The following is a 15,258-nucleotide window of genomic DNA, read 5'->3' as shown; positions in this document are numbered from 1 at the left end:
GACCTGCAGGTCCTGCACCTACGATGACAACGTCAAACTCCATCGATTCACGTTCTAAATTTTCCATATTACGAAATCCAGTTTCATTATTAAAATTAATCCTAAAAAAACTGAACCAGAGTTCAGTTTTTAATGGTTGGTTAATGCAAAGTGTTTAGAGCATCTTGAATATTTTGAACCATATGAATTAATCTTGGTCCTATTTCGTTTTCAAGTTTTTCTTGATTAACTAAATAGCTTGGTGCTCCACAGTTAAAGACCAATAAACCGTATATTGGATGTATTAAGGGAACGGCAACAGAGTTCACTTCTTTATGCCACTCGCTTAAAGATAAACAATACCCATAGTTTTGATAATCATGAAAGGCTCGATCTAAACTACGTTTGATTGCTGGCCATTCTTCAGCTGTGTGCTTCTTTTCTAATGCTTTTAAAATAAACTCACGTTCATTTTCAGGAAGGGCTGCTAAACACGCTCTTCCCATAGATGTATTATGTAGTGGTAGAGTAGAACCAATTGGTCTGCGCATAGTTAAATTGGTTTCGGTTTGAACGACATCTAAATACATCATGTTTAATCGGTCTCTCATTGCCATAGCAACAGGAGCTTGTGCATATCTGGACATTTCTTCCATGTAAGAATGGGCAATTGATCGTACAGATATGCTGGATAATGTGGCATAACCAAGCGCTAGTACCCCAATATCTAGTGTATATTTAGTAGAATTTGGAAGTTGCTTTAAATAACCAAGTGACACTAAGGTATTAGTAATCCTTGCAATTGTTGGTCTAGGTAAACCTGTAAGATGAGATAATTCTTGATTTCCTAAAACTTGGTTAGATGCTGAAAAGCAACGTAATATCTCTAGTCCACGTGCTAAGGATGCAATAAATTGAGGATTATTCTCGCGGTGAATATGAGAAATCGGATCTAAACGGATTTCGTCAAAGTTCACTTTTTTTTCGACATGTTCTTTTAGTTGATTATATTCTAAATGCATACCTTTCCCGTATTTGATCAAACACTATTCTTGATCATATCAATTATATTTCGCTATACAAAAAAAATTAGAACAGTTGATGCTTTTTTAAATGATCATCTAGTCAACAATAATATTGGCTAAAGAGCAGGAAAAGAAAATCAACCAATCATAAATTTTAATTTCGTATAACAAAATAAACAATCATGCAAATTTAGCCTTGTTGGAGAGTTAAATCAATATATTTATGCATTTTAATGAATATTAATTCTGTATTGCGAAATTTTTAATAAAAATATCTTGTTTGATAAGAGTTGTACTGCTATTTTATTTCGTATATCGAAATTATCTGTGTTTTTGTATTACAAGATGATGCTTTGGATAGCTTTGTATAAGGATATAGGGAGAAGAAAATGATTCGTGACCAACAGACATTAGAACAGTTGTTATCTACAATTCGAAGTTTTGTTAAGAATACGTTGAGACCTTTAGAACATGAGGTCGATGAAACTGACGCGATACCAGACCACATTGTCCAACAAATGAAGGAATTGGGCTTATTCGGTTTAACCATTCCTGAAGAGTATGGTGGTCTTGGAATTACCATGGAAGAAGAGGTGTTTGTTGCTTTTGAGTTGGGACAAACTTCTGCTGCATTTCGTTCTTTGATTGGTACAAATAATGGGATTGGTTCAAGTGGAATTATTATTGATGGTACCGATGAACAAAAGCAAAAATATTTACCGGATTACGCTAGTGGAGAAATTATAGGCTCTTTCTGCCTAACCGAACCTGACTCGGGTTCAGATGCTGCTGCTTTGAAGACATCTGCAATTAAAGATGGCGATTATTATATTTTAAACGGTACCAAGCGTTTTATTACTAATGCACCCCGTGCATCCACTTTTACCGTGATGGCTAGAACTAATCCGGATATTAAAGGTGCCGGAGGCATTTCTGCTTTTTTGGTTGAGGCAGGAACTGCTGGGCTCACTTTAGGAAAGATTGATAAAAAAATGGGACAAAAAGGTTCTTATACCTGTGATGTCATTTTTGATAATTGTCGTGTCCATAAAGATCAACTGATTGGTGGTATTGAAGGCATTGGTTTTAAAACAGCAATGAAAGTGCTTGATAAAGGCCGTTTACATATAGCTGCTTATAGTACAGGAATGGCAGAGCGTATGTTGGAAGATGCTTTGCAATATGCAATAGAACGTAAACAATTTGGTCAATCGATTGCTAATTTTCAGCTCATTCAAGCGATGTTGGCAGACTCAAAAACAGAAATTTATGCTGCAAAATGTATGGTGTTAGATGCAGCACGTCGTCGTGATCTTGGGGAAAATATTAGTACTGAAGCATCGTGCGCAAAAATGTTTGCGACTGAAATGTGTGGCCGAGTAGCTGATCGTTGTTTGCAGATACATGGTGGGGCTGGATATATCAGTGAATATTCAATCGAAAGATTTTATCGAGATGTCCGTTTATTCCGTTTGTATGAGGGAACAACGCAAATTCAGCAAATCATTATTGCTCGTGACATGATTAAACAAGCTACAACTTAATAGATGGATGTTTTACCTAAAGGAATGAGAAAATGAGTAGAATTCAATTTAATTGGCAAGATCCTTTTTTATTAGAGAATCAGTTAACTGAAGAAGAGCGAATGATTCGGGATACTGCATTTAACTATAGTCAAAATAAGTTAATGCCACGTGTATTGGAACAGTTCCGTCATGAGCAAACAGATGCTTCTATTTTTCGTGAAATGGGTGAGCTAGGTCTTTTAGGGCCTACAATTCCTGAACAATATGGCGGCTCAGGGCTAAATTATGTGAGTTATGGGTTAATTGCTCGTGAAATTGAGCGAGTAGACTCAGGCTATCGTTCAATGGCCAGCGTTCAAAGTTCTTTAGTTATGGTTCCTATTAATGAGTTCGGCACTGAAGAGCAAAAGCAAAAATATTTACCTAAACTCGCTACAGGTGAATACATTGGTTGCTTTGGCTTAACTGAGCCAGATCATGGCTCGGACCCTGGCAGTATGATAACTCGTGCCAAAAAAGTAGAGGGTGGTTATAAATTAACTGGCGCTAAAATGTGGATAACAAATAGTCCTATCGCTGATGTGTTTGTAGTGTGGGCAAAAGAGGTTTCAGTTGAAGGTAATGTGGGTGAAATCCGAGGGTTTATTTTGGAGAAAGGTTGGGATGGTCTTTCTGCACCTGCAATTCATGGGAAAGTAGGGTTAAGGGCTTCTATTACTGGTGAAATAGTAATGGATAATGTATTTGTCCCAGAGGAAAATGCTTTTCCAGACATTCGTGGTTTAAAAGGCCCGTTTACGTGTTTAAATAGTGCACGATATGGTATTGCATGGGGGGCAATGGGAGCAGCCGAGTTTTGCTGGCATACAGCCCATCAATATACGATGGATCGGAAGCAGTTTGGGCGCCCTTTAGCAGCAAATCAGTTAATTCAAAAGAAACTTGCGGATATGCAAACTGAAATTGCTCTGGGTTTACAAGTAGCATTGCGTTTTGGTCGAATGAAAGATGAGGGAATTGCATCGGTTGAGGGTACTTCACTAATTAAACGCAATAATTGTGGTAAGGCTCTTGATATTGCTCGTTTAGCTAGGGATATGCTCGGAGGAAACGGGATCAGTGATGAATTTGGTGTCGCCCGTCATCTTGTGAATTTAGAGGTTGTAAATACTTATGAGGGGACACACGATGTCCATGCTCTTATCCTTGGGCGTGCTCAGACGAGTATAGCTGCATTTTCTAATTAAGGTTTGACTTTCTAAAGGTCTCATTTCTGGATCATATACATATGGTTTAATAAATCGTATGTATAGCTATCTCCTTTAAAAATAAAATTGAAAAACTGCTCTTATTTGTGCATTACACGAGTAAGAGCTTTATTTTTTGAAAAATTATATCCGCATAATTTGTTAAATAATCTGAAAAATTAATATTACTAATTGTTCTTTTGAAATGTTTCCAATCTTGTATTTTTAATGCTTCAAATCGGCAGCTAAGAATCTTATTTTTGCATAATAAGTGTAACTAATTATTTCATAAATTTTGTTAAAAATAATATTTTTACTATATAAAACATATATTTGATAAAATATGTCAACTTGTTTATATATTTCGTATAGTGAGCTCTATTATTTAATAATTGAAATTAATTTTCTTGTTAGCTATTTTGAAATTATCAACAAGAAATGAAAAATTTAGCTCACTAAATGGACAAGGAAAACTTATGAAAGGACTAAAAGACAAAGTAATTATCGTGACAGGTGGTGCTGGAGGGATTGGTTCAGCAACTTGTAAGCGCTTAGCGGAAGAAGGTGCAAAAGTTGCGGTATTTGATATGAATTTGGGAGCAGCTAAGGCCTTGGTTGCAGAAATTCAAGCAAATAATGGTCAGGCAATTGCGATTGAGTGTGACATTACTGATCGTCAGGTTGTTGATCTTGCTGTTAAATCTGCCCAAGAACAATTGGGACCAATTGATGGCTTGGTAAATAATGCAGGTTGGGATGTGTTTAAACCATTTTTGAAAACATCTGAAAATGAGTGGGAAAAATTAATTCAGATCAATTTAATTGGAATGTTAAATATGCACCAGGCTGTTTTACCAGTGATGGTTGAACGAAATCATGGGCGTGTAGTGAATATTGCATCTGATGCTGCAAGAGTTGGTTCATCTGGTGAAGCTGTATATGCGGCATGTAAGGGTGGATTGCTTTCTTTTTCTAAAACATTGGCTCGTGAGCATTCACGCAATAATATTACTTTTAATGTTATTTGTCCTGGGCCAACTGATACGGCTTTATTGGCTGGTGTAACCGAAGGTGCTTCGAATCCAGAAAAACTTCGTGAAGCTTTTACACGTGCTATACCACTTGGCCGCTTAGGTCAACCTGATGATTTAGCATCAGCTATTACATTTTTCTTAAGTGATGATGCGGGATTTGTTACCGGTCAAGTATTAAGTGTTTCTGGTGGATTAACCATGAATGGTTAATTCCAATTGGAATAAATAACGAATAACAGTTCAAGGAAATGAAAAATGAATTTTGAAGATATTTTATACGAAGTTAGAAATGGCGTTGCGTGGATCATCATTAACCGTCCTGAAAAAATGAATGCTTTCCGAGGACAGACTTGTGATGAAATCATTAAAGCACTAAATAAAGCTGGGTATGATCGAGATGTGGGTGCAATTGTTTTAACTGGTGCCGGTGATCGTGCATTTTGTACAGGTGGAGATCAGTCTGCTCATAATGGAAATTATGATGGTCGTGGCACAATTGGCTTACCAATGGAAGAGTTACATACAGCCGTTCGAGATGTTCCTAAACCTGTAATTGCACGTGTACAAGGTTATGCGATTGGCGGTGGAAATGTTTTGGCAACTATATGTGATTTAACCATTTGTTCTGATAAAGCAATTTTCGGTCAAGTCGGCCCTAAAATGGGTTCTGTTGATCCCGGTTATGGAACCGCATTCTTAGCACGAGTTGTTGGTGAGAAAAAAGCTCGTGAAATTTGGTATATGTGTCGACGTTATACTGGAGAAGAGGCTGTATCAATTGGATTGGCAAATAAATGTGTTCCAGCAGATCAACTCGATGCAGAAGTACAAGCATGGGGAGAAGAACTTTGTGAGCGTAGTCCAACAGCGTTAGCAATTGCAAAACGTAGTTTCAATATGGATACTGCACATCAAGCTGGTATTGCTGGTATGGGTATGTATGCATTGAAACTTTATTATGATACAGAGGAATCTCGTGAAGGTGTAAATGCCCTAAAAGATAAACGTAAGCCAGAATTCCGAAAATATTTCAAATAATTAAGGAGAACGAGATGAGTAAAAATCCTTATATTACTGAAGACTTGGAATATTTAGCTGAAACAGTCGAGAAATTTGCCCAAAAATATATCGCTCCCGGCTTTCTAGAACGTGATCAGACTAGAACTTTTGACCGAGATTTAGTTAAAAAAATGGGAGAGATGGGCTTTATCGCACCTGAGTTACCTGAAGAGTATGGTGGACAAGGGATGGGGCGCCTAGCAGCGGGAGTTATTCATGAGGCAATTGCTAAAGCCGATTTGAGTTTTTCATATATTAATTTACTTGCCTCTTTAAATGGCCAGATTTTAGCTGAACATGGTGATCCAGAAGTTGTCCGTCCGTGGCTAGTAAAACTTACAGCAGGTGAAGCTATTTTTTCAATAGGTTTAACTGAACCAAGAGGTGGATCCGACGCTGCAAATTTACGTTTGAAAATTGAGCGTGAAGGTGATGAATACATCCTTAATGGAGAAAAAACATCAATTTCAGCTGCTGATCAGGCTGATGCATCAGTTATTTTTGGGCGAACTGGTTCAGTTGAGTCAGGGGCTCATGGTGTGACAGCTTTACTGGTCCCGATGAATTTACCTGGCATTAGTACTACGCGATTTGATTGTCATGGTCAACGTGCCATTGGACGAGGCTCAATTTTCTTTGACAACGTACGAGTTCCTGTCAATCACCGTTTAGGGGAAGAAAATAAGGGCTTTGTACAAGTCATGCAAGGTTTTGACTTTTCACGTGCATTGATCGGTTTACAGGTTTTGGCTGTGGCAAGAGTTTCACTTGATGAAGCTTGGGAGTATGCAGCTCAGCGCGAAGCTTTTGGCAAGCCATTGACTGCATTTCAAGGAGTGTCTCATCCTCTTGCAGATTATGAAACGCAAGTTGAAGCTGCTCGATTATTGTGTTTACAGACTTTATGGTTGAAAGATAATCATCTTCCGCATACTTCTGAAGCTGGGATGTGTAAATGGTGGGGGCCTAAGCTTGCATATGATGTGGTACATCAGTGCCTGTTAACCTTTGGTCATGCTGGATATGATCGTGGAGTTATGGAGCAGCGTCTACGAGATGTACTCGGCTTTCAAATTGGTGATGGTACTGCCCAGATTATGAAAACAATTATTGCCAGACATAAAGCAGGTCGTAAGGCTGTGCCAGCCTAAATATAATTTATTTATTATTATCAACTGATTATTGAAGGTGGCTAAACAAAATGTTTAGTCACTGGGTGGGCTTCAACTTTAAAAAATGATCTTGGTAGTCGTTTATAAATCAGGGAAAGAATATAACAAGGAGTTAAAGAATGGATTTCGATGCAGTACTTTTGCCACAGCGAAGAAAAAAAATGATTGAACAAGGATATTGGTTGGATAAAACCATTCTTCAATCGTTAAATGATGCTGTACATCAATATCCGGATAAAACAGCATTGGTTAGTATAAAGGAGGGTCAACCAGAGAAAACTTTTACATATCGCGAGTTATTACATACTTCCAATAAAATTGCTCTTGGACTAAAAAAATTAGGTATACAAAAAAATGATGTTGTTTCATGTCAATTACCTAATTGGTGGGAGTTCAGTTTACTTTATATTGCATGTCGACGTATTGGTGCAGTTTTGAATCCGTTAATGCCAATTTTTCGTGAACGTGAACTTACATTTATGTTAAAGCATAGTGAAAGTAAGGTTTTTATTGTTCCCAAAATATTTCGTAAATTTGATTATGAGCAATTGGCATATCAACTTCAAAAAAATATTAATAGCTTACAACATGTTGTTGTTATTGATGGAGATGGAGAAAACAATTTTAGAGATGTTTTACTCAATCACGAATTAGATAAAGATCCCCAAATTTTAAATACACTAAATGATATAAAAATTAATGCTGATGATATCGCACAATTAATTTTTACATCTGGAACAACAGGTGAACCCAAAGGTGTAATGCACACGGCAAACACATTGTTTGCAAATATAGTGCCTTATGCTGAGCGATTACATTTAAATCATGAAGATGTAATCTTGATGGCATCACCAATGGCGCATCAGACTGGTTTTATGTACGGTCTTATTATGCCTGTTATTTTAAAAGCTAAGGTTGTTCTTCAAGATATTTGGGATGTTGATAAAGCAATTGAAATTATTGATAAATATAAGATTACATTCACAATGGCTTCAACTCCTTTTTTGAATGATTTATCGACTGCTGCATCAGAGGGCGACAAAAAATTTCATTCATTAAAAACATTCCTTTGTGCAGGTGCACCGATTCCCGGTCCTTTAGTGAAAAAAGCAAGAGATAATCTTGGAGTAAAAGTAATTTCTGCCTGGGGCATGAGCGAGTGTGGTGCCGTGACCATGACAAGGCCTGAAGATGATGATGAAAGGTCATTTAATACAGATGGGTTACCTTTACCTGGTGTTGAAATTAAAATCATTGATCAAGATGGTAAAGAGAAAGGAGTTAATGAACCAGGCGCTTTAATGATTCGCACATGTTCAAATTTTGGGGGATATCTTAAGCGTCCTTATTTGAATGCTACTGATAATGATGATTGGTTTGATACTGGCGATTTAGCATATCAAGATGAGCAAGGGTACATCCGAATTTGTGGAAGAAATAAGGACGTTATTATTCGTGGAGGAGAGAATATTCCGGTTGCTGAAATTGAGTCATTACTTTATCAACATCCAGATATAGCTATCGTTGCTTTAGTCTCATATCCAGATGAACGTCTTGGTGAGCGTGCTTGTGCAGTTATCAAATTAAAAGAACATAGGGAGTCTATTGAGCTTCCAGAAATTGTTGATTTTCTTAAACAGCATAAACTTGCTGTGCAGTATATCCCAGAGCGCCTAGAGGTTTGGAATGAGATTCCAATGACACCTTCAGGGAAAATTCAAAAATTTAAATTAAGAGAAATGATAACGTCTAATTCTTAATAACCTACTCATCTTTAATAAATATAAGGAAAACATAAGCTGCTTGTGGTGAGAGGCCTATGTTCCTTATTAAAAACCAAATAAAGCAATCTTTTAGGCATGATGCCTAAAACTGCTTTATGGATGACTATTCACAAAAAATGGAGTTTTAACATGAATAAATCAGTAAGATTATTCTATAGAAGTGCGCTAAGCCTTGCAATATTTGCTATGGCCACATCGAGTTATGCAGAAGTTACTCAAGAACAAATTGCAAAACTTCAGCAGCAAATACAAGAATTACAAGCAAAGTTTGATAAACAAAATGAAGATAAAAAAGTAGTAGCTACGTCATCTACTAGTTCATCGGATCTTAAACACCTTGTGACTAAAGGTGGGGCGGAATTTGAGTTGTATGGAAATATTCGTGCCGATGCTTCATATCAAATTAAGGGTCCTAGTGCGATGTATAATAACATCAGTACCGTACCTTTGAAGCATACCGAAGCCGAAACACATAATGCTGATAAATTCCAAAGTACCTTAAATGCGACTCGTTTTGGTTTTAATTTTACCGCACCTAGTACTTGGGATCACAAAGTTGGTGGTAAGCTAGAGATGGATTTCTTTGGTGGAGCGGGGCGTGATACATTCCGCCTTCGTCATGCTTATATTACCTTTGATGACTGGTTAATTGGTCAAACTTGGTCAAACTTTAATGCCATTGAGTATTTTCCAGAAACAGTAGATGCAGCACTTTCTGTAGGTGGTTCTTTAACACGTGTATCTCAAATAAAATATAGTCATCCTGTGGATTCACATTTGAATTTTGCAGTTAGCCTTGAAGATCCTAAGTCTGAAACTGTTACGACTACAGGTACACAGAACTTTAAAACGGATGCTAATGCAAAGCTGAGACTACCATCAGCAACAGGACGTCTAAATTACAAGTTTGATAATGGATCTGCACTTTCTGGTCGAGTCTTTCTGACTCAAAAAGCAACCTCAGCAGGTGATCATGATGAGTTTATTGCTTGGGGGGCCGCTTTAGGTGGGAAATGGCAAGTAACCCCGAATACGTTAATCCGTGCTGATTACAATCATATTAAGGGGGATACTAAAAATTTACTGTGGTCTAACTATGCTTATGTATTTGACGGAAATGGCCATATTAAACCAAATGAATTTGACACACTAACAGTTGGGTTAACTCAAAAAATCACCCCTAAGATACGATCTTCAGTTGGGTTAGGTTATATGCGTGCTAATAGTAGTAATTCATTTTCTGAACTAGTACAAAATGATTCGACTCAAAATAAAGAACTAATAGAGGGATGGATCAATGCTTTTTATACACCAGTAAAAGCAATAAATATTGGTTTTGAGTATATGTATGGACAACGAACTACTTTTAATGATCAAGAAGGAATTGATAATCGCATAAATGCTACTATTATTTATGATTTTTAAAGTGTTTTAGACTAAAGGTAGTATATTGCTACCTTTAGTTTTTAATTAAATAATTAGTATTAGTAGGAGCTATAAATATATTTTACTTCCTATAGTTTAAGTTGGTTTCTTCATTAGAATTAATGATATTTTATTGGCAATTATAAAGACAGAAGAGTTTTTAGAACTTGTAGATTAACATAGTTATCTCGTAGGCCTAATACAAACCTTTAAAAGTATTCTGTTCCGATTATAAATAAAAACTATTATATGAAACAAAATAAGTATTGGCATTTAGATGGGGATTTTTCCATTCTTAAACTGTTTTTATGTACACGTTCCAGTAGGTAGCTGTCTCGGAAAATACAAGGGATTTGTTGTGTCTAACTTTGCCTGAACTCCGTATTCCGTTTTTATACCTTCAGTAACGCAGTATACGTTCAATTTTGCAGTTTAAGGAAATATTGATGTCGAATTCTGCTGTTGTTGATTCAGTTGCTTTTGCCTTAAGACAAGCTGAACTATCACAAACTGCGATTATTCCTATTCGCACTGAGCTCGGTGGTGAACAGGCAAATGTGGATATCGCTTATGCAGTACAGGAAATCAATACTGTACGTGCACTGTCGGAAGGGCGCCGTTTAGTAGGTCGAAAAATTGGCCTAACTTCTAAAGTGGTACAAGCCCAACTCGGCGTAGATCAACCTGACTTTGGGATGTTATTTGCTGATATGGCATATGGCGATGGCGAAACTATTCCAGCGGGTAAGTTGATTCAGCCAAAAGTTGAAGCTGAAATTGCGCTCGTACTCAAAAAGGATTTAACCCAAGCCCGACATACATATGCAGACATTATTAGTGCAACTGACTATGCCTTACCGGCTATTGAAATAGTTGATAGTCGCATTGAGAACTGGAAAATCTCATTGATTGACACGGTTGCTGACAATGCATCAAGTGCAGCTTTTGTGTTGGGTTCACGTCCAGTACAGCTTAATCAACTGGATTTAGTTAACTGCAAAATGATTATGACTCGTGGTGATGAGGTCGTTTCGCAAGGTGTTGGTAAAGCTTGTTTAGCGAATCCATTGAATGCAGCAGTTTGGTTAGCAGATGAAATGGTAAGACGCGGACGTCCATTACAAGCAGGAGATATTGTCCTGACTGGGGCATTGGGTCCAATGGTGGTGGCTCATCCTGGGGATGAGTTTAAAGTTGAAATTGAAGGCTTCAATTCAGTTGTTGCATGCTTTGCTGCTGAATAAAGGATAAGGAAATGAAAAAGATAAAATGTGCCTTAATTGGTCCAGGAAATATTGGAACAGATTTGTTGTATAAATTGCAGCGTAGTGAAGTTTTGGAGCCAGTATGGATGGTTGGAATTGATCCTACTTCCGAAGGATTGGCTCGCGCTGAAAAAATGGGTTTAAAAACCACGGCTGAAGGGGTTGACGGTTTATTACCTCATGTACTTGAAGATGATATCAAAATTGCTTTTGATGCAACTTCAGCATATGTGCATGCAGAGAACAGTCGCAAGCTCAATGAGCTTGGGGTGTTAATGATTGATTTGACTCCTGCGGCAATTGGTCCATTTTGTGTTCCGCCAGTGAATTTGGAAGCTTTGTTGGATGCGGGTGAAGTACCCAATGTGAATATGGTGACTTGTGGTGGGCAAGCAACTATTCCAATGGTCGCGGCAATTTCACGGGTACAGACTGTTAACTATGCCGAAATCATTGCAACGGTTTCGACTAAATCGGTTGGGCCAGGTACGCGTAAAAATATTGATGAATTTACCCGTACAACTGCTGGAGCAATTGAAAAAGTTGGTGGTGCCAAACAAGGTAAAGCCATCATTATTATTAACCCGGCTGAACCACCATTAATGATGCGTGACACAGTACATTGTTTAGTTGGTGGAGAACCTGACCAAGTTGCAATTACGGAATCAGTCAATGCCATGATTAAAGAGGTACAAAAGTACGTACCCGGCTACAAACTGGTGAATGGACCTGTATTTGATGGCAATCGTGTTTCTATGTTTCTTGAAGTAGAAGGCTTAGGTGATTATTTACCGAAATATGCAGGTAATCTTGACATTATGACTGCGGCAGCTGCGCGTACTGCAGAAATGTTTGCAGAACGCGTTTTATCTAATCAAAAAGCTGAAGTTGTTTAAGGAGAAACCGTATGTCTAAGATTATTGTGCATGATATGACGTTACGTGATGGGATGCATCCACAACGTCATCAAACTACAGTTGAGCAAATGATTGCCATTTCAACCGCGTTAGACGAAGCGGGTGTGCCATTAATTGAAGTGACTCATGGTGATGGCTTAGGTGGGAGTTCCGTTAACTACGGTTTCGCTGCTGCAACAGATGAAGAGTATTTATCTGCTGTTGTGCCACGCATGAAAAATGCTAAGGTGTCAGCGTTGTTATTGCCGGGCATTGGAACAGTTGATCATTTAAAAATGGCACATGAGATTGGTGTTTCAACCATTCGTGTTGCAACACACTGTACAGAAGCAGACGTGTCTGAACAGCATATTACTGCCGCACGAAAATTGGGAATGGATACAGTTGGCTTTCTGATGTTGGCACATATGGCATCGCCACAACATTTGCTAGAAGAAGCAAAAAAAATGGTGTCTTACGGTGCTAACTGTATTTATGTCACTGACTCTGCTGGGTACATGTTGCCACAAGATGTTACCGATCGGGTTGGGTTACTTCGTCAAGAACTTGATAGCAGTATTGAGTTAGGTTTCCATGGTCACCATAACTTGGGTATGGGCGTTGCCAATACTGTTGCTGCGGTTGACGCTGGCGCAATTCGGGTCGACTTGGCGGCAGCTGGTCTAGGAGCTGGAGCAGGCAATACGCCGCTTGAATTATTTATTGCGGTTGCAAATCGTATGCAAATAGAAACAGGCGTAGACTTGTTTAAAGTACAGGATATTGCAGAAGATCTTGTGATTCCAATGATGCTAAACCCAATTCGTGCCGATCGTGATGCAGCAACGTTAGGTTATGCAGGTGTATATTCTTCTTTCTTGTTGTTTGCAAAACGTGCCGAAGCTAAATATGGTGTCTCTGCACGTGAAATTTTATTAGAGCTTGGTCGCCGTGGTACGGTTGGGGGGCAGGAGGATATGATTGAAGATCTTGCCTTGACCATGTCAAAAGCGAAAGTAATGAGCGCATAAGTTTTTTTACAAATGAAAAAGAGCACTCCACGAGAGTGCTTTTTTTCATCTACTGATTTGATCTAGATGAAATAACTTGGGTATAAGCGTTATTTTCTATAAATGGATGAACATCATTTTTGATTGGATGAGTTTCTATTTAAATAAAAAAACGATTAGAAAATTAAAAATAGCAAATATAAATAAAGCTATTTTAATAAAAAATAGATATATAACAAATACTTATTCTGGCTTTTAGGAGGTGATTAATCGTTTTTAGTGATCTGTGAAAAATCGTCATTACTGGAAAAGTAACATTTTTTTAAAGCATTGAGTTTAAAAAGAAAAATATCTTAATACTCTAGTCGAATTTTTCATAAAAATGGAGTTGAGCATGATAGGGCTTGGTTTCATGGATTGATTGAAAGGAAGTACGCAATGCGTCGTCAAACGTTATGGATCGCAATGGCTTGCGCAATAGCAACAATAGGGGCTACTGGCACATATGCTGGCTTTGTTGAAGATAGTCAGGTTCAGCTGAAATTTAAAAACTTCTATTTAGATCGTCAGTATGATGACACCCCCGCAAAAAACTGGGGGAGTTGGTCGCAAGCTGTGACACTGGATGCAAAATCGGGCTATGCAGAGTTTGGGGCGTTACACCTCGGTGTTGATGTATTAGCACAGTACGCCGTGCGTTTGGATGGCCGTGACCGTAATGCCGATTGGGTTCTGCCGTACAGTGGGATTTCTGGTACAGGCACAGGAAAACAAGAGCGCCAGTTTGGAAAAATAGGAGCAAATCTTAAAGCGAAAATCAGCCAAACTGAATTACGAATTGGTGAAATTTTACCTGTAACACCAGTAATTCATTTTGATCCATCACGTCAATTATTGACCACTTATAATGGGGTATGGCTAGAGTCAAAAGATCTTAAAAACACCAAATTAACGTTAGGTTATTTGGATAGTATCAATGCCCGTTATGAAAATCAGCCAATGGATTTTGGTCTATGGCCTAAAGCATTAAATAATGATGGTAGAACTGATGGGATGTATGTTGCGGGCATAGATTACCAATTAAATAAAAACTGGTCTGCAAGTTACTTTTATGGCGATGTGACGAATATCTATCGTCAAAATTACTTGGGTGTGAACTATAAAAACAATTATGACAAGTTAAAAGTCGATTCACACATACGTTTTTTCGACAATGCAGAGTCGGGAGATGCCTTGTATGGTGATATTGATAATCAGGCATTGTCTATAGGCTCAACCTTAACTTATGGCTCACACAGCGTAGGTTTATCTTATCAGCAAATGTTTGGTGACCATGGTAGTAACTCGAGTGCAGCAACTGGCGCACCATATTTCCCATCCCTCGCAGGTTGGGTACCTCAGCCTTATTTGGATAACTGGTCAGTTGCGAGCTTTATCCGTAAAGATGAGAAATCGGTGGGTGTGGCTTATAGCTATGATTTTAGTGATCTTGGCATTAAAGGTTTAAAAACCACTGCAAAATATTGGCATGGTTGGGGCATTGATTCAGCTTATGAATCAAGTGCATTAACAGGCAAAGGCAAAGAAGATGAATTCAACTTTATTCTGAATTACATAGTGCCAGAAGGGAAGTTACAAGGCTTAGGTTTTCAGTGGATGTATATCGATGTGAACTTCGACAATATTGCAGGCCAGGCAAGTGATTTGCAGGAACATCGTATTGCAACGACATACACCTATAAATTTTAAATACTTTTAAATATTTATTTAAATAACAAATGGTTATTAATATTTTTTTTGTATCACCTCATCGTAAACAAGTATCAGTTTAGGCGC

At 38.0% G+C, this 15,258-nt stretch carries 12 protein-coding genes and 1 pseudogene; 11 read left to right on the top strand and 2 right to left on the bottom strand.

Annotated elements, in window-relative coordinates:
* Positions 1-67, bottom strand: a pseudogene (locus RMB03_RS21045) (electron transfer flavoprotein-ubiquinone oxidoreductase); the annotation flags it as partial.
* Positions 68-140: 73 nt separating this feature from the next.
* Positions 141-1,001, bottom strand: coding sequence for an IclR family transcriptional regulator (locus RMB03_RS04370; protein WP_045431545.1), 861 nt, complete (start codon positions 999-1,001; stop codon positions 141-143).
* A gap of 392 nt (positions 1,002-1,393) precedes the next feature.
* Between RMB03_RS04370 and RMB03_RS04365 the strand changes: the two genes are divergently transcribed.
* The 11 genes from RMB03_RS04365 (at position 1,394) to RMB03_RS04315 (ending at position 15,171) form a co-directional block, all read left to right on the top strand.
* On the top strand, positions 1,394-2,548 hold the full coding sequence (locus tag RMB03_RS04365; RefSeq protein ID WP_311074186.1) for an acyl-CoA dehydrogenase family protein: 1,155 nt from the start codon (positions 1,394-1,396) through the stop codon (positions 2,546-2,548).
* 32 nt (positions 2,549-2,580) lie between these two features.
* Positions 2,581-3,777: an acyl-CoA dehydrogenase gene (locus RMB03_RS04360; RefSeq protein ID WP_311074184.1), complete on the top strand. Its 1,197-nt coding sequence runs from the start codon at positions 2,581-2,583 to the stop codon at positions 3,775-3,777.
* Positions 3,778-4,253: 476 nt separating this feature from the next.
* Complete coding sequence (locus RMB03_RS04355) at positions 4,254-5,021, top strand: glucose 1-dehydrogenase (protein ID WP_252612949.1); 768 nt, start codon at positions 4,254-4,256, stop codon at positions 5,019-5,021.
* A 45-nt stretch (positions 5,022-5,066) separates the two neighbouring features.
* Positions 5,067-5,849 carry a 2-ketocyclohexanecarboxyl-CoA hydrolase gene (gene badI / locus RMB03_RS04350; RefSeq protein ID WP_045431555.1) on the top strand — a complete coding sequence of 261 codons (783 nt, stop codon included), beginning with the start codon at positions 5,067-5,069 and terminating at the stop codon, positions 5,847-5,849.
* 14 nt (positions 5,850-5,863) lie between these two features.
* Positions 5,864-7,021 (top strand): cyclohexanecarboxyl-CoA dehydrogenase, encoded by a 1,158-nt coding sequence (aliB, locus tag RMB03_RS04345; RefSeq protein ID WP_311074181.1) that lies wholly within the window; start codon positions 5,864-5,866, stop codon positions 7,019-7,021.
* Between the two features lie 140 nt (positions 7,022-7,161).
* Complete coding sequence (gene aliA / locus RMB03_RS04340; RefSeq protein WP_311074180.1) at positions 7,162-8,802, top strand: cyclohexanecarboxylate-CoA ligase; 1,641 nt, start codon at positions 7,162-7,164, stop codon at positions 8,800-8,802.
* Between the two features lie 153 nt (positions 8,803-8,955).
* Positions 8,956-10,251: a DcaP family trimeric outer membrane transporter gene (locus tag RMB03_RS04335; protein ID WP_311074177.1), complete on the top strand. Its 1,296-nt coding sequence runs from the start codon at positions 8,956-8,958 to the stop codon at positions 10,249-10,251.
* A 446-nt stretch (positions 10,252-10,697) separates the two neighbouring features.
* On the top strand, positions 10,698-11,495 hold the full coding sequence (locus RMB03_RS04330; RefSeq protein ID WP_311074176.1) for a fumarylacetoacetate hydrolase family protein: 798 nt from the start codon (positions 10,698-10,700) through the stop codon (positions 11,493-11,495).
* A gap of 11 nt (positions 11,496-11,506) precedes the next feature.
* Positions 11,507-12,412 carry an acetaldehyde dehydrogenase (acetylating) gene (locus RMB03_RS04325; protein ID WP_311074174.1) on the top strand — a complete coding sequence of 302 codons (906 nt, stop codon included), beginning with the start codon at positions 11,507-11,509 and terminating at the stop codon, positions 12,410-12,412.
* An 11-nt stretch (positions 12,413-12,423) separates the two neighbouring features.
* Positions 12,424-13,443 (top strand): 4-hydroxy-2-oxovalerate aldolase, encoded by a 1,020-nt coding sequence (gene dmpG / locus RMB03_RS04320; RefSeq protein WP_005305792.1) that lies wholly within the window; start codon positions 12,424-12,426, stop codon positions 13,441-13,443.
* A 417-nt stretch (positions 13,444-13,860) separates the two neighbouring features.
* On the top strand, positions 13,861-15,171 hold the full coding sequence (locus tag RMB03_RS04315) for an OprD family outer membrane porin (RefSeq protein ID WP_311074170.1): 1,311 nt from the start codon (positions 13,861-13,863) through the stop codon (positions 15,169-15,171).
* The last annotated feature ends 87 nt before the right edge of the window (positions 15,172-15,258 follow it).

It is taken from the genome of Acinetobacter sp. V91_7 (genome assembly GCF_031799075.1).
Taxonomy (GTDB): domain Bacteria; phylum Pseudomonadota; class Gammaproteobacteria; order Pseudomonadales; family Moraxellaceae; genus Acinetobacter; species Acinetobacter calcoaceticus.
This window is presented reverse-complemented; position numbering and strand designations above follow the sequence as displayed.